The 17198-nt window shown below is 41.1% G+C and carries 11 protein-coding genes; 5 read left to right on the top strand and 6 right to left on the bottom strand.

Annotated features, from left to right (window positions below; translation table 11 throughout):
- The first annotated feature begins 700 nt into the window (after nucleotides 1–700).
- From ACWIB3_RS12245 to ACWIB3_RS12255, 3 genes are all read left to right on the top strand, one after another.
- Nucleotides 701–2203, top strand: coding sequence for a PAS domain-containing sensor histidine kinase (locus ACWIB3_RS12245; protein ID WP_454291723.1), 1503 nt, complete (start codon nucleotides 701–703; stop codon nucleotides 2201–2203).
- Nucleotides 2204–2212: 9 nt separating this feature from the next.
- Nucleotides 2213–2620, top strand: coding sequence for a response regulator (locus tag ACWIB3_RS12250; protein ID WP_454291724.1), 408 nt, complete (start codon nucleotides 2213–2215; stop codon nucleotides 2618–2620).
- A gap of 174 nt (nucleotides 2621–2794) precedes the next feature.
- Nucleotides 2795–3373: a helix-turn-helix domain-containing protein gene (locus tag ACWIB3_RS12255; protein WP_313258439.1), complete on the top strand. Its 579-nt coding sequence runs from the start codon at nucleotides 2795–2797 to the stop codon at nucleotides 3371–3373.
- 52 nt (nucleotides 3374–3425) lie between these two features.
- Here ACWIB3_RS12255 and ACWIB3_RS12260 read toward each other — a convergent pair whose 3' ends face one another.
- The 6 genes from ACWIB3_RS12260 to ACWIB3_RS12285 form a co-directional block, all read right to left on the bottom strand.
- Entirely contained in the window at nucleotides 3426–4862 is a 1437-nt protein-coding gene (locus ACWIB3_RS12260) for a c-type cytochrome domain-containing protein (protein ID WP_454291725.1), read from the bottom strand.
- A complete protein-coding gene (locus tag ACWIB3_RS12265; protein WP_454291726.1) occupies nucleotides 4859–5746 on the bottom strand; it encodes a sugar phosphate isomerase/epimerase family protein in 888 nt (295 codons plus the stop codon). The genes ACWIB3_RS12260 and ACWIB3_RS12265 overlap by 4 nt, the downstream gene beginning before the upstream one ends.
- Nucleotides 5747–5753: 7 nt before the next feature.
- On the bottom strand, nucleotides 5754–7253 hold the full coding sequence (locus tag ACWIB3_RS12270; protein WP_313190681.1) for a DUF1501 domain-containing protein: 1500 nt from the start codon (nucleotides 7251–7253) through the stop codon (nucleotides 5754–5756).
- 4 nt (nucleotides 7254–7257) lie between these two features.
- Nucleotides 7258–10014 (bottom strand): DUF1553 domain-containing protein, encoded by a 2757-nt coding sequence (locus tag ACWIB3_RS12275; protein ID WP_454291727.1) that lies wholly within the window; start codon nucleotides 10012–10014, stop codon nucleotides 7258–7260.
- Between the two features lie 321 nt (nucleotides 10015–10335).
- Nucleotides 10336–11127: a class I SAM-dependent methyltransferase gene (locus tag ACWIB3_RS12280; RefSeq protein WP_454291728.1), complete on the bottom strand. Its 792-nt coding sequence runs from the start codon at nucleotides 11125–11127 to the stop codon at nucleotides 10336–10338.
- A gap of 92 nt (nucleotides 11128–11219) precedes the next feature.
- On the bottom strand, nucleotides 11220–12143 hold the full coding sequence (locus ACWIB3_RS12285; RefSeq protein WP_454291729.1) for a glycosyltransferase: 924 nt from the start codon (nucleotides 12141–12143) through the stop codon (nucleotides 11220–11222).
- Between the two features lie 266 nt (nucleotides 12144–12409).
- On the opposite strand from ACWIB3_RS12285, the gene ACWIB3_RS12290 reads away from it, so the two are divergent.
- Nucleotides 12410–12733 carry a DUF6660 family protein gene (locus ACWIB3_RS12290; protein ID WP_185211694.1) on the top strand — a complete coding sequence of 108 codons (324 nt, stop codon included), beginning with the start codon at nucleotides 12410–12412 and terminating at the stop codon, nucleotides 12731–12733.
- A 112-nt stretch (nucleotides 12734–12845) separates the two neighbouring features.
- On the top strand, nucleotides 12846–17198 hold the full coding sequence (locus ACWIB3_RS12295; RefSeq protein ID WP_454291730.1) for a CusA/CzcA family heavy metal efflux RND transporter: 4353 nt from the start codon (nucleotides 12846–12848) through the stop codon (nucleotides 17196–17198).

Here is a 17198-nt window from a genome sequence, read left to right on the forward strand (position 1 = left end):
AATATTACCTAATGTTGACTAAATGCCAATCGGCATAATAGTTAATTTCTGGACAATATTGGCTTTATTAAAACCAATTTTGTTAATTGAAAAATTACCTTAATTCTATAGATATCAATTGAACAAAAGATTGCCCACTGATAAACTTGGTTTGGTTTTTCCATGCTTGAACAAACTGAATTAATGAATTTTTGCGTCGCAAAGGTAGCATGATATTGGATTGAAAAAAGACATATTTTAAATTGATTAGTTAATTATATTAAACCTATTTTAATATCTTATATCCAAGAAATATTTTAGCATCCTACTTTCTGCTCAATAATCCATTTTGCCATGCACTAATTTCAATCTCTTCCTGGTCTTTCGATTACAGATTTTTAAATAAAAATATTTACAAAACCTCTAATTAAGAACGAATTACCATTATTCAGATTTATTAATTGAATTTATTAATAGTAAGTGTTACAGTACAAATATGCACTTAGGTTAACAGGAGCAAGTTAGCACTTTTTTTAATTTTATTTAATAAATTTTTAACCATCCTGTATCGATTTTAAGAAATTTTCATTAAAATAGGAACAGAAATTTCTTTATCTTTACATCATTTCAAGAATGAATATTCTTGCAGGCCGTAAAGTATTAACAGAAAGCACTATCTATTTATCATTTTCAGCCCTTCAAGCTGACCATTATTTTCAATATGGAACTTCCCTTAGTGTCTGATGAATTAAAGCAATTGAAACAAAAACTGGAAGATTTTGACTCCTTAGTATCCTCTATAGATGATATTATATTTGAAATCAGGGATGATGGTGTCATATTGAACTGTTGGACATCTACCCCGGAACAGCTCTTCTATGATAAGGAATTTATTGTCAATAAATCCATTGCTGATCTTTTCCCACAAGAATTTTCCGAAACCCTCACATATATCCTGAACAAATCCTTCAAGAGAAGGACTGGCTACGTGTTGAAATACAAATCGCCCTATGATTCGAATCCCGACCAATGGTTTAAGTTGAAGACCAAGATCATCAACAATAAAACTGATCGGTTGACAGTGGTGGTGACCAATATCACCAGAGAACAAAGGCTGGAAGCCGAGATGCAGATCAAGGAGGAGAAATTCAATCGTGCTTTCAAGAATTCTTCTATCGGTATGCTGCTGTTGAACCGTTCGCTGAAGGTCATGGAATACAACCAAGAACTGCAAAGCATATTGGGCTATACCATTGCTGAGGAAATGCTGGAAAAACCCATATCAGAGTTCATCCATGAAGAATCACTCGATTTGGTGACAACAGCCACAAAACAGGTGAAGTCTGGTGAAAAGGAAAAGGCCATTATAGAAGCCCGTTGTATTGCCAAAGAAGATAAATCTTTTTATTGCCTGATCAATATTTCATCTGTTCGCGATATGACTGGAAAATTAGTCTATTTCCTTTGTCAGATCCAAGATCTATCGCTTTTCAAGAACAATGAGATAAAGCTTAACCAACAGAACGAACTCTTGGAAAAAAGGAACTATGAACTGAAAGTTCGAGTAAATCAATTAGAAGCTTACAATCAGATCCTAACGCACAACCTCAGGACCCCGATCAGTAATATCAACATGATCATCGAGCAATTGAGTCTTGAAACTGATGAACATGAGAAGCAAGTCCTGACCAAATTATTGAAAAAGAGCAATTTCAAATTCCTAAAACTGTTCGATAAACTGATCGAAACAGTGGAAATACAAAATTCTAACGACTCTCTTTTTAAGACCTCGAATATGGACGAAATATATCAAAATTTGACCAATCAGTTTCAGTCCAAAATCGACAGTAAAGAACTTCAGTTGGATTGCCATTTTGAAATAATAGAAATTGCCTTCCCTGCAATCTATATCTACAATATCATGCATTATCTGATTAATGAAAGCCTGAAACTGAATTCGTCCGGAAAGAAAGTTACGATAAAAATTTGGACAGAAAGAAAGGACGATTTTATTGTGATAAAAATTGAAAACGACTGTGAATCACAACGTTGTTTTGGTATTGAAAAAGATCTGGAATCAACAGATGAGGATATTGATGAAAACTCATTATTGGATCTGCATTTAGCTAAACAACAGATCTTAAATTTCGGCGGAAATATCAATATCTCTAGGAATGTTGACTTCGGAAATCAGGTAACCATAAACTTACCCTTAGCAAATTAACGTTTTACCATGAAGGAAACATTGAGGATAACCCTTGTGGATGATGATTCTATTTTCTGTTTTCTATTCAAGAAATTCCTTGAAAAGTACGACAAAAAACAGATTGAACTGAGCATCTTCCCTGATGGATATACAGCAGATGAGTTTTTCAGAAAGAACAAATCCAACAAGGAAAGTTATCCCCATGTCTTGTTTATAGACATCAATATGCCCTTAATGAATGGCTGGGAATTGATGACGAGCATACAAGAAGAAAACCTATTCGAAGATCAAGAGGTAAGCATCTTTATTATTAGCTCTTCTATCTGTAAATCAGACCGATATAAAAGCAATAACGGTAATCAATACATTGAGTACCTGACCAAGCCCATTTCCCATCAAACTCTTTTTCAAGTTTTGGATAGCTTACAATCCTAAATAACACGACAATTTTTAAAGTGCTGAAAAATCAGCATTTGGACGAAAGTACTTTTAAGGAAAGTGTTAATTTTCTACTACCATTTTGTTTCGAACAAAGAAAATAAAATAAAAAAATAACAATTTTACTTAATAAGTTTAACTTTACTTGAATCATTTTAATTAAAACAAACAATGCAAGGCAATACTATTTTCAAAATAAGTAGTAAGATCAAGGAAATCAGAAAAAACAAGGGTATTACTATCCAAGAGCTTGCGAACAAGGCTGGAGTGAGCAAAGGGCTAATTTCACAGATTGAAAACAATAGGACTATACCTTCACTTCCGGTATTAATCAATATCATCAGCTCTCTTGAAATTGACATGAACCAGTTTTTTGAGGATTTCTCAGGTCCCAAGGAACCAGGTCCAGTCATTGTACTCAAAAAAGAAAACTATTCTTCCTTAATATTGGAGAAAGGATCAGGTTCTCTATACAAAAGAATTACCGATCAAGATCTAGGAGAAAGCAACATGAGTGTTGTTTTGTTAGAATTAGATCCTTACAAAGAAGAATCCATAGTGCAACAGGATGCTTACATTTTTAAGCACATTATCAATGGGAAAGCAGCGATACATTTAAGAAATCAGGTAATAGAACTAGAAACTGGTGATTCCATATTTCTTGATGGAAATATGATTCGTTCCACAAAAAATGAAAATGACGAGAAATGCATTATCTTGATCACCTATTTCTTTCCTAGTAAATCTTAGTCATTAATTTCCATTAAACCCAAAACAGGTAAGTCCTATCGTTCTTTTGGGTTTAATATTGTATGGTATCAGACTCAAGAAACGGTAATTCATAGTTACCGGTGTCTAATCTAGACTTCTCATTCCCCTTTAAGTTATCTGCATTTAATTTAACTCCACTTTGGAAGGCATATATGTCCTTCAGTGACTTGATCGAGCTGAGCTGTTGCACTCCCTTTTCGGTAACCTTAGTTCCTACAATATTGAGATAGGCCAACTGTGGAGCAGACTTCAAGATTTCCATTCCTTTGTCGGTAACTCCGGTATGTTCCAGATGCAGACGGACCAGGTTTGGCAATGAAGTCAAAAGTTTCATGGCTTGATCCGTTACTTTGGTGTGCCCAAGTTTCAACTGTACAATATTTTCTTTGATATGCATCAGATCTTCAATATCCTTATCGTTGAGCTCTGGATAATTAATGGCATTGATTGTCACATAGTTGTTTTCCGTAGCTACCGGAAGGACCTTTATCCCTTTAGCCTGCCAAGCCTCCAATCGTTCTTCTGGAAGGTCTGGTGCTTCTGGTAGGTTGGCATACAACATTGGTGATTCAGTGGGTTCAGCCGGACTTTCCAGCTTTTTAAGGATTGCTGCTATTTCCTGCCCTTGATCCACTTGCTTAACCTTTTTATCAAAAGCCAGTCCGCTATCAATCCACCAAGCAATTAGCTTGATCTGATCGTTTGTAATAGGTTTCCTACCTTTTGGTGGCATCCTATCCTCATGGCCTTCTGGTAAGATAAGTCGCCTATAGAGTTCACTTTTATCCTTGTTCCCTGCTTCCAACAACGATCCTGATTCACCGCCTTTCAGTAGGCTTTCCTTGTTATGTAAGGAGAATTCACCTTCCTGTTTCTTTTCACCATGGCAACTCTGACACCTAGCCTTTAGGATGGGTTGGATGACCTGTCCATAGACTTCAGCTTCCTGAACGTTCTCCAGTACCATAATCTCTTCCTCCTTGTCCTCGATGCCCAATGCGGCTTTTATATCCGAAGGAATTGCATCCTTGATATAACCTTTACCATGAGTTAATGTCCCACCAAAATGACCTGTAAATCCCAACAGAACGACCATCAGCAACAGGATCACAAAACGTTGAGCCTTCAATTTTCCCAGAATCCCCTGCGCTGGATTTCCGTCACGGCAGAGCCAATAGCTCAGCAAAGACAATAGGGCAACTGAGATTCCCAGCCATTGGTGGAAATCTAGGACATCATCCTCATAGCCTCCATCCTTGGACAGCAAGAACCCCGTAACCGCAGCCAATACAGCAGCAAAAGCCCCCAACAATAGCGAAAACCTAATCGCTGAACCATATTCAACAGTTTTCTTGATCTTTTCGAAAGCCGCCATAGCAAAGGCTAACACAAGCATTCCGATTGGCAGATGGACTAGGATTGGGTGGAAACGACCGAAAAAGGAGGCCAATTCTTCTAGAAACTTCATAAGGAGCTATATCTTTTCTTCAGGAGATCCAACATAAATTTATTTACAGACCATTGATCGGCAACAGGCTGCTGAGTATAAGGCAAGGTAGGCATATAACCCGATGGACCAAATTCCATGCACATGGTCAGCGTAGACTTACCTTGCTTTTTATGCCGATCAACGATGGCATCCCACCATGCCAAGTGTTGGTCCAGGGCAGCTTTCCATTCAGGGGCTGCCGGATCGTTCACCTGAGCGCCCTGCTGATGCCCAACTCGTGTATGGATATGTCCGGTTCTCGAAAGGGCAAGATCCACTGCCTCTTTTTGGTCCGAAAGCAAGGATTCATGGACGACACACCAATGGGATATATCCAAGGAAAGGGTCAATTCAGGCATCTTTTCAAGATATTCTTTGGTAATATTAGCTGCAAAACTGAACCGTCCACGATGCGTCTCATGGTAAATCGGTATTCCTGATTGCTTGCTCATCCCATAGGCAAGCAAGATCAACCTCTTGTTTTCCTCAAAACTGTAATACTCCTTTCCTGTATGGCAATTGATATAATCCGGCTTTAGTTTAATAGCTTCCTTGAGGTTATTCTCAAAACTGCCCATATAGGCTGTAAAGTCACTTCCACCTCCACCAGCGAGCAGCCCCAAGGAAAGTCCATTTTCCTTCAGCGCTTTTAGCATAGCAGTCCTTTCAGCCTGCCCACTTGGCAACCAAGTCTCCACGCCATCATATCCAGCCGCCTTCACTTTCTTACAGAAGTCGGCCCAGCTATCAGTCATGCCCCAGTTTGTACAATAATATTTGATGGTCGGTCCCTTTTCCGTCTGTGCAAACAGAAAATTCATTTGACAGACCAGAATGATCAATAGCCTAAAAAGGTTCTTCATATATTGTTTAGATAATATCTTTGATTACGGTCCCTTCCACATCAGTCAGCCTAAACGGCCGTCCTTGGAATTCATAGGTAAACTTTTCATGGTCAAACCCTAGCAAATGCAGCATGGTCGCATGTACATCATGTACTGAAGATCTTCCACTAATTCCCGTAAACCCAATTTCATCCGTTTCACCATAGCTGACCCCATTTCGGATACCACCACCGGCCATCCAGATAGTATAAGCATCGGTATGGTGGTCACGTCCAAGGAAAGGCATATCGTTGTTGTCACGGTTTTCCTGCATCGGGGTCCTTCCGAACTCGCCACCCCAAACTACCAAGGTCTCTTCCAGCAAACCACGTTGCTTGAGGTCCATGATGAGTGCAGTCATCGGACGGTCAATCTCGCGGCATTTGTTGCGAAAGCCGAGGTCAATGGAATCAGAAGGATTGGTACCATGGCTATCCCAGCCCCAATCGAAGAGCTGAACGAACCTAACCCCCTTCTCCACGAGCTTACGTGCCAACAGACAGTTATTCGCAAAAGACTCCTGCCCTGGTTTAGTGCCATAGAGTTCGTGTATATATTCCGGTTCATTGTTGATGTCCATCACCTCAGGAACTGCTACCTGCATTTTATAGGCCATCTCATATTGTGCTATCCTGGACAGGGTCTCAGGATCTTTGAACGTTTCGAACTCCTCCTTGTTCACCTGATTGATGGCATCTATGGCGTTCCGCTTGAGGTCGCGGTCCATCCCTTCCGGATCGGCAATATAGAGCACCGGGTCACCTTTAGACCTACACTGCACCCCTTGGTACACTGAAGGCAGGAAGCCACTGCCCCAAACACTTTTCCCCGCATCTGGAGTCTTACCCCCAGAAGTCAGCACTACAAATCCCGGCAAATTGCTGTTCTCCGAACCCAGGCCATAGGTTACCCAAGAGCCGATGCTCGGACGTCCTAATCGGGCACTTCCGGTATGCATGAACAATTGTGCTGGACCGTGATTAAACTGGTCGGTATGTACAGCCTTCAGGAAACTCACCTCATCGACCACCTTGCTAAAGTGTGGGAGATGATCCGAAACCCAAGCTCCGCTCTGTCCATATTGCTTAAAAGTTGCCTGCGGCCCCAACATTTTGGGAACACCACGGATAAAAGCGAAGGTCTTACCCGCTAACAAAGATTCTGGGCAAGGTTGGTTATGAAGTTTCTGCAAAGCAGGTTTATAGTCAAAAAGTTCCAATTGGGACGGCGCTCCGGCCATATGAAGATAGATTACGTTCTTGGCCTTTCCGGCAAAGTGAGGGGCCCGGGGCAGCAAAGGATTCAAGGAATTGAGGTCAATGCCTTCAGCATTTGCAGAATTTCCAGAACGCATACAACTTGCCATCATTCCCCCAAGGGCGATGCTTCCAATCCCAGCAACACATTTCTTAAGGAAATGTCGTCTAGTCTCTGCCTGCAACTGCCTATGGTAGGCCTCTTTCATTAGCTTATCAAAGTCTTTCATATCCTTAAGATTTAGTCAAAAATTCATCTAGGTTCAACAGAGCGTTCGCTACCAAGGTATATGCAGCATCACTGATCAGCTCTTTACTGTTAGGCGAAACATGGTCCTTGCCCATGAACTTTTCCGCCTCAGCTGGTCGCTTTTCAAAATTATCATAGGCTTGCCCATAGAGTTTCTCTAGTGCCGCCAATTTATCGGCGGAGAGATCCCTGAACATCGTATGCCGGTATCCAGCCGCTATCCCTGATTTCAGGTCACCATTAGATTCTTTTTTCATAATTGCGGCGAGGTTCTTCGCTGCCTCTATATAAACCGGGTCGTTCAATGTCGTCAGTGCTTGGAGCGGAGTATTCGTCCTGATTCTGTCCACGAGACAGACTTCCCTACTCGATGCATCAAAGGAAATAAAGGAAGGATAAGGACTGGTCCGTTTCAGGAAGGTATAGATTCCTCTTCTGAATTGGTCTTCACCCTCACTTTTCTTCCAGGCTTCGCCACTGTACACCGACATCCAAACTCCATCTGGTTGATGCGGCATCACGCTTGGTCCAAACATCTTGCCACTCAGCAACCCACTTACCGTCAGCGCTTGGTCACGGATCTGTTCTGCAGAAAGTCTAAAACGTGGACCTCTTGCCAAGTAATAGTTCTCCGGATCCTTTTTGGCATCCTTGCTATCCAGGCTGGATGACTGTCTATAGGTTGAGGAAAGAACGATATCCTTGACCAAGGACTTCATGCTCCATTCCTTTTCATGCATCAGATCCAAGGCAAGGTAATCCAGCAATTCCCTATGGATCGGTGGATTGCTCTGGGTTCCCATATCACCCAATGGTTCTACCAACCCTCTACCGAACAGCTGCGCCCATATCCGGTTTACCAGCGTTCTTGCCGTCAGCGGATTATCTTTGGCAACCAACCACTGCGCAAAGCCCAATCTGTTGTTGGGAGCTCCTTTCGGAAATGGGTTCAATGCTTCCGGTACTTTGGGCTCCACCACATCCCCCGGCGCCAAACGGTTTCCACGTTCAAATATCTTGGTGGTCCTTTTCATGTCCTCAGGGTTCTCGATCATGATCGGAACACTGGAAGGATTAGTATTGACCAATTGCAATATACTTTTTTGCATATGCTCCGCACCAGGCGCCTTCATGTCAGGAAATGGCTCCCGAAATGCCAACCATTCCACCATGCACACCGGTTCATCCTTCCCCAATTTGGGATTGGTAAATACCAGGTAAAGATCATGTCGGCCTTGGGTAGCAGCTATCGGAGCCTGTATCACCTGTCTTCCCTGTGTACTTGGAAGCTCAATACTGGCGATGGATTCCCCAGCTAAACTGTCCTTACGGATTTCCAGCCTTCCACCTGTATTTCCAGTCCAATAGTTCAGGTAGATCAACTTCTTTCCATCCAGTTGGATGTTCCTCATTCTGGCATTTCCACCACTTCGCACCCCTAACCATTTAGTATCGTATAGAGCGGCATTGTTCAGTTGATCTGTATAATGAGCATGTATCTTAGGTTCCAGGCTTTTTAAGAAAAGATCTGTCGAATGCAGCAGCTTCTCATTGCCATATTGAGTCAACCAAGTCTTGATGCTATCAATTTTATGTTGCTCCTGTTCGCCATAAAAACGCAGTCTCGGATGATCCCCTTCGGTATCTTCATCTCGTGTATTGTTAAAAAAGGCGACGGATTTATAATATTCCTCAAATTTGAAGGGATCATAGGTATGGCTATGGCATTGCACACATTCAAAGGTTGTACTCAACCAAACCTGATAGGTTGTATTTACACGGTCCAGGACCGCAGCAACCCTAAACTCCTCACTGTCTGTACCACCCTCATCATTATTCATGGTATTCCTGTGGAATGCCGTAGCAATCAGTTGGTCCTTGCTAGGTTCAGGCAACAAGTCTCCGGCAAGCTGTTCTATACTGAACTGATCATAGGGCATGTCCTTGTTGAAGGCTCGGATCACCCAGTCCCTATACTCCCAGATCTGCCTGGACATATCCTTTTCATAGCCTTTGGTATCAGCATATCTGGCCATATCGAGCCACCAGGAGGCCCATTTCTCGCCATACTGCTGCGAATTGAGCAAGCTATCCACCCTTATTTCGTAGGCGTCGTCACGATTATCATTTTTAAAGGCTTCTACCTCCTCAAGGCTTGGCGGAACACCGACCAGGTCCAGATAAACCCTTCTCAAAAGAGTTTCTCGGGTAGCTTCTTCTGAAGAAGAAAGTCCCTGATCATCCAATTTATCTTTAATGAAATAGTCTATGTTATTGTTAATCCCTTTTGGCTTGAAACCAAAAAGGGAGGCGAATGAAAAGGATTTAGGAACCTCCACCTCTTCAGGCAGCTCATATGCCCAATGCTTGCCCCATTTAGCCCCTTGGTCTATCCATTTACGCAGGATATCGATTTCACTGTCATCCAATTTTGCGGCATTGTAGGGCATGCGCAATTCAGGATCCTCTTCGGTCAGGCGTTGGATCATGTTACTGTGCTCGGCATCACCGCGGATGATTGCGGGCTCACCTGACTTCGCATTGGCAAAGGCTTCCTCTTCGAAAAGAAAACTCAGGTCGCCATTTTTTTTCACCCCACCATGGCATGAAATACAATGCTTGTTCAGGATGGGCTTAACATCTTTGCTGAAATCCACTTCTTCACTGTTATGTACTGTAAAAAAACCGACGGTCAGCACCAGAACAGCCAAAGCAGAAAAAACCAATATCTTTCTTCTCATTGCAGGTTTATATTACGCTTAGTTATAGGTTTATTGCGTTCGTACATAGCCCTAAAGCAGGATTATGTATCCATACGTAAAATTAGCATAGAATGTATACACAATCTTACTCAAGATTGATGGATACTAAGCTTTTTTTAACTCGGTATTTATATTTTATAAAAAAATACAAATACCTATGTATGGTTAGGTTTATTAATAATACACGTTGAATAAGTTATTTATCTAATAAATCTACTAAAAAAAATGTTACTGGAATTGTATAAATTTTGAGACTAAAAAGTCTAAAGGAATCTTTAGACTTGAAATATATGTATAGACTTACTCTATCTTTTGCCCTCGCACCTCTTTCAGCATCATTTGCATCGCTTGGGCATCCCTGCTGATCCAATTTTGATAGTCCAAAATTGCTTTCTGTCTTAATTCTTCCGTAACATACTGTTCTTCAACAAGCTGCTTTGAACTGGCTACTTTGATCCAGATCCCCAATTTATCTTCAAAATCATCTTGATCTTTCAGATAGGTCTCATTGGACTCCCGGACTTCAATGTTCCTTAATCCATTCTCATTGAAAATTATGGGCAAGCATTCCGCCATGCGGTTATTCATTCCATTATCTGATCTCCACTTCAACCATGAACTGTAATAGTTGGCCATGCTTTCCGGGATTTTAGGGTTCCACTCAATGTCTTCATGGATATAGTCCAAAACAGAAAGTATCCCATTAGGTTTCAGGAATGTTATCATTTTTTTAATGGCTTCATTTGGTTTGGATAACCATTGTAATGTCCTGGCAGAAACTACCAAATCAAATTTTTCTGTATTTGAATAATCAAAAATATCGGCATGTACTAATTCAAGGTTGTCCAGCTCTGCATAATTCCGCTTCCCAGATTCAATAAAATCACGGGTATTGTCTATACCGATCACTTTTCCAGTGGGTCCTACCAGTTCTGCGATGCCCTTACTAATCGCTCCTGTACCGCAGCCTACATCCAAAACCGACATTCCGGGCTTTATTATTCCTACAATGCTGTGGTAATCTTTTTGTACGGTCCGGCTATCAAAAATCTTATCTGCTGCTTGCTCTGAACGATCGACGAATTTCTGCATAATTTCATTTAATTTAGGCTCTGTAAATTATGAATTATCCAGATTATTATGGGATAATTTTATTGAAAAAATAAAGGTTGAAAATTCACAGGCTACATCAAGGACTTGTTAAAATACTCTATACCAGTTGCATAATACAATCTCTTGTAAAGCAGGGCATGCTTGACTAATTTCGCATGGTCTGAAAACCTTTTCCATTTCTTGAACTTATTTTTCCAAGTAAAATTCTGCTGCATATTCAGTAACTCTACAGCCATGTTCTGAGAATTAAGGTTCTCAACAGCAATGTTTCGCAATTCTTGACCATGCTGCGGATTATATTTCTCCAGTTCCCGGATCAGGTCCTTCTCCGTATATTTTCTATTTAAATAGCGACCGGAGCAATTATTCTTCACATATTTCCAGAAATTTCTAGGTCTAAGGTATCCATCGGCCTTATTTCCATTATATCCCCGATTATCATAGATTAAACAGGGCCTTCCACAAGCCATAGCGTCATAGATGGATCTTCCCACCCCCACAACCAAGTCCGCCTTATTGATCTGTTTCTCTATATTGAGAGTTGGGTTAACATGTTTATTAAAAGACTTGAATTCCAAACCTTTATCCTCACAAACCTTTTGTAATAGTTTATTAGCTTTCTCACTTTGACATAAAGAGAGAACACTTTCCAATTCATCATTGGGAGCCACTATGGACTTTTTCTTGTTGACATCGATGCCATTAAGAATGATGGAATTAGGATATCCTAATTCTACTAAATGATCTGAAACTTCCTCAGATATCCCTACATGATAATCTGCCAATGGCGATGGCTGTTCCAGATCAGGAATGATGCCATGGCAGACTTGAAGAATGGGCGCTTGACCATAAAGCTCTTTCACGGTGGTATTATGGTTAGCAATGACCAAATCATACTTTTTCTTGGACATAAAGGAAACCTGAAGTTCCTCTTCAATTTTTTGAGAGACCGCTCCTTTATCGAAAGTGAAATACTCCACTTCTATACCTTCCATATTTTTTAGGGCCTTTATCAAATCGTAAGTATACGCTTCGGATCCCCCAATATGATCCAAATGATGTGTTCCAATTAAGATTTTTTGGGGAATATTTCCCATAGTGATGTATTTATTAATAGATAGCCAAAAAAGGCGGTAGATTAATTAAAAAACGAGATTGCTTGGGATTCGATACTCATTAATCGCAACTTTCTTGTTACATTAAGCCTTATTTATTGATTATCACTAATTTCCCAATCATTAGATTCTATATATTTGCAGTAATGAGATTCGCTTCTATCATATTAATGGTTTATGTCATGGTCCTTACCTTGATACCATGCAGTGATCGCATGACGGAATCTCATGCCCATCTCCATAGCTCAACTGAAAAATCAACCCATCAGGAACAACATGACTGCTCCAAAGACAGCTGTACACCTTTCTGTACCTGTTCATGCTGCGGAATTTCCTTAACGGTTGCGAGTTTTCATATGTTAAAGCTGGAAAAACCAATTGAATCCTATTCCAACATAGATTTAACAGAAAAAGAATACCCTCTAGTCAGCAATGACCAGGAAAACATTTGGCAACCCCCTCAGGTTTAATATTCAATCTTTATGTTATTTCAGAATTATTGATTCTGGAAGAAAACCTATTGGATAGGGCAAGTTATGCCTATATCTAAAAACGTAAAATGTTGAATTTAAAGCCATTCATGTGCTAGATCAAATCATAAAATTTAGTATCAAGAATAAGATCATTATTGGTATAATGACCTTGGTCTTGATAGTTTGGGGAGTATGGTCAGCTACCAAATTACCCATTGATGCCGTTCCTGACATCACTAACAATCAGGTTCAGATATTCACCAGTACGCCAACACTTGCAGGTCAGGAAGTTGAACGACTTGTTACTTTCCCAATCGAGCAGAGCATTGCCAATATTCCAGATATTGAGGAAATCCGATCTATTTCTCGGTTTGGCCTTTCTGTCATTACTGTAGTCTTTAAAGAGGATGTAGACATCTATTTCGCGCGGCAACTGATTAATCAAAGGCTCATCGAAGCCACCGAAGACATACCCAAAAACATAGGTAATCCGGAAATGGCCCCAGTCTCCACCGGACTAGGTGAAGTCTACCAGTACATTATTCACCCGAAAAAAGGAAGTGAAAGCAAATACAGCTCCATGGATTTGCGGGAGATGCAGGATTGGATAGTAGCCCGTCAACTTTATGGTACTCCTGGAGTGGCCGAAGTAAACAGCTTTGGCGGTCAACTGAAACAGTATGAAGTAGCCGTTCACCCCGATCAATTGCGCGCCATGGGTGTCAGCATCCCTGATATTTTCGATGCTCTTGAAAAAAACAACCAAAATACGGGTGGCGCATATATAGACAAAAAACCCAACGCTTATTTTATCAGAGGAATTGGATTAGTAAGTTCTTTGGAAGATGTCGGTAACATCGCTGTAAAAACAGATGGTATTGTACCTATCTTCATCAAGGATGTAGCAGATGTAAGACTAGGATCAGCGGTTCGTTACGGAGCATTGACTTACAATGGAGAGGTTGATGCAGTGGGCGGTGTGGTGATGATGCTGAAAGGCGAGAACAGTAATGACGTCGTCAACCGTATCAAGGAAAAGTTACCTACCATCCAGAATTCATTACCTGAGGATATAGTAATAGAACCATATTTAGATCGTACCGACCTTATTGGCAGAGCCATTGGAACCGTAGAGCAAAATCTGATCGAAGGTGCCTTGATTGTTATTTTTGTCTTGGTCCTCTTTTTAGGTAATCTACGGGCGGGATTGATAGTCGCCTCGGCCATTCCTCTCTCCTTGTTATTCGCCTTGGGGATGATGAACGTGTTTGGGGTCAGTGCAAACTTAATGAGTTTAGGGGCGATTGACTTCGGTCTTATCGTAGACGGGGCAGTCATTGTGGTGGAGGCAACTTTGCACCATTTAGGATTAAGGAAATCCACCCACAGACTTAGCCAAAAGGAAATGGACCAGGAGGTTTTCGATTCAGCCTCCAAGATCAGGACCCAAGCCGCTTTTGGGGAAATCATTATCCTTATTGTATATATTCCAATCTTAACATTAGTGGGCGTAGAAGGGAAAATGTTTTCACCGATGGCGAAAACGGTTGGTTTTGCCATATTCGGTGCTTTAATCCTTTCCCTAACCTATATCCCAATGATGTGTGCCCTTTTCCTTCCAAGGAAAGGTCATGACAAAAAGACTTTCAGCGATAAATTCATTGAAAAATTACATCAGCTATATGCGCCTTTATTGGATAAAGCGATACGCGTAAAATATATCATTGTATCCATTGCGGTCGCCATATTCCTGTTTACCATCTTTGTTTTCAACAGAATGGGTGGAGAATTTATTCCACAGCTCCAGGAAGGCGATTATGCCTTTCACTGTATCCTCCCTCCTGGCACCTCATTGAGTCAAAGTATAGAAACCTCCATGCAGGCATCCAGGATTATCAAGGATTTTGAAGAAGTAAAAATGGTGGTGGGAAAGACCGGTGCTGCCGAAGTGCCCACTGACCCTATGCCTCCAGAGGCCACCGATATCATGGTGATATTAAATCCACAAAATGAATGGAAATCAGGTAGGACCTACGAAGAACTCGGCAATGCCATTATGGAAAAGCTACAGGTCATTCCAGGGGTTTTCTTTGAAAAGAACCAACCTATCCAAATGCGCTTCAATGAATTGATGACGGGTATCCGTCAGGATGTAGCCGTGAAAATCTTTGGTGAGAACCTAGATACCTTGCTTAACTATGCTAACACGGTAAATGCAATAATCCAAACCGTTCCCGGAACAACAGCACCACAGGTGGAACAAGTGACCGGACTTCCTCAAATCAATATTCAATACGACCGGGTGAGAATGGCCAATTATGGTTTGACCGTTGAAGATGTCAATGATGTGGTCAGTACCGCATTCGCAGGAAAAAGCAGTGGAATGGTATATGAAAATGAACGGAGATTTGACTTGGTGGTGCGTCTGCATGACGAACATAGGAACAATATAGAAGATGTGAGCCAACTCTTGATCCCAACACAAAACCATCAACAGATCCCACTTTCCCAAGTCGCTAAGATTGATTTTACCGTCGGACCCGCTCAGATCAGTCGTGAAGAAGGTAAAAGAAGGATTGTTATAGGTTTCAACGTTGCTGGAAGAGATGTTCAATCTGTCGTCGAAGAAATACAAGATAAGTTAGGCACCCAGGTCAAGCTGCCATCGGGTTATTATTTTACGTATGGAGGCCAATTTGAAAACCTTCAACAGGCCAGTTCCAGACTGATGATTGCGGTACCTATTTCCCTTTTCTTGATCTTCCTGTTGCTATACTTCACATTCCATTCCTTCAAGCAGGCAACATTGATATTTACAGCCATTCCTATGAGTGCCATCGGTGGGGTGTTTGCCCTGCTGATCCGGGATATGCCATTTAGTATCAGTGCTGGAGTTGGTTTTATCGCCCTTTTCGGTGTCGCCGTACTGAATGGTATTGTATTGATAGGAAAGTTTAATCAGCTTGAAAAAGAAGGAATGACCGACATCATACAGCGTGTAAAGGTAGGGACTGAAATCAGGTTACGACCTGTATTGATGACGGCTACTGTGGCCTCTTTGGGATTTTTGCCAATGGCCATAAGTACTAGTGCCGGTGCAGAAGTTCAGAAACCCCTCGCCACGGTGGTTATCGGTGGATTAGTCACTGCAACGATCCTGACACTCTTTGTCCTTCCTTTGTTATATATTATTTTCAATTCTAAAATCAAGGTAAAACCTACGGATATGAAAACGACGATTAGCATATTTATCCTTGGCTTTTTAGGTCTATCGACTGCAAATGCCCAGCAAAAGGTCAATATGGATCAGGCTATTCAAATTGCTGTGGACAACAATAAAGGATTAAAGGCTAACGACCTTGAAATCCGAGCTGCAGAGAGCCTCCTCAGAACAAGTGGAGAACTCCCTAAAACAGACCTGAATTTTCAATATGGCCAAAACGATGGCTTTGAACAGAACGATGCCATTTCCATCTCCCAGACCATCCCCTTCCCTACACTTTTTAAATCTAGGAAAGCTTTGATAACCGAGCAGGTGAAGGCCAAACAGGTAGAAAAATCTGTAGGAATAAACCAATTAAAACAACAGGTCCGTACCTACTTTTTGCAGATAGCTTACCTAGAGAACAATGAAAGAGAACTTAAATCCTTAGATAGTATCTATAGGGATTTTATTCGGATTGCAGAAGTGCGATATAATGCTGGTGACACCAAAAAGGTGGATATCAATACTGCACAGGCTAAACAAGGGGAAATCAACTTGTTATATAAGCAAAATGAAACCTTGATGAAAAACGCCTATAATAGTCTAAAGAATCTGATGCAGGTTTCAGAGGATTTCGAAGTTGAAACGGATGAAATATTTGAACCTATCCGACTTTCAGAGATAACCGATACGTCAAAAATAGCCGATCATCCACAAATCCAGGCACTTTACCAACAGGCACGGATAGCGGAATCAAGTAAACAGGTGGAGAAGTCCTCAGGATTGCCCGATTTTAATATTGGATATACCAATGCCTCTTTAATGGGCATGCATGAAAGGAATGGGATTGAAAAGTATTATGGCCGTGGCCAAAGGTTCAATTCTTTTGATGTAGGCATTGCCATCCCTTTAACCTACGGAACCACAAAGGCCAAGATCAGGTCCCTAGACTTTGAAAAACAGGCCGCAGAGATGGCCGCAGAATGGGAAAAGCAAAAACTCCAGAACGAATACGGCAACCTGATGAATCAATATGAACAGAACCTAGCTCAGTTCAATTATTTCAAGGACAATGCCTTGCCAAATGCAAGAGAGATCATCAATGCCGCAAAACTAGGTTATTCAGCAGGAGATATTTCCTATGTAGAATATCTTTTTGCCCTTCAGACCACGACAGATATCTATTTGAATTATTTAAAAAGCATTCAAAGTGTCAATGAATCTGTCATTTCAATTTATTCAATTATCAATCAATAG

Source organism: Sphingobacterium sp. NPDC055431 (genome assembly GCF_053644255.1).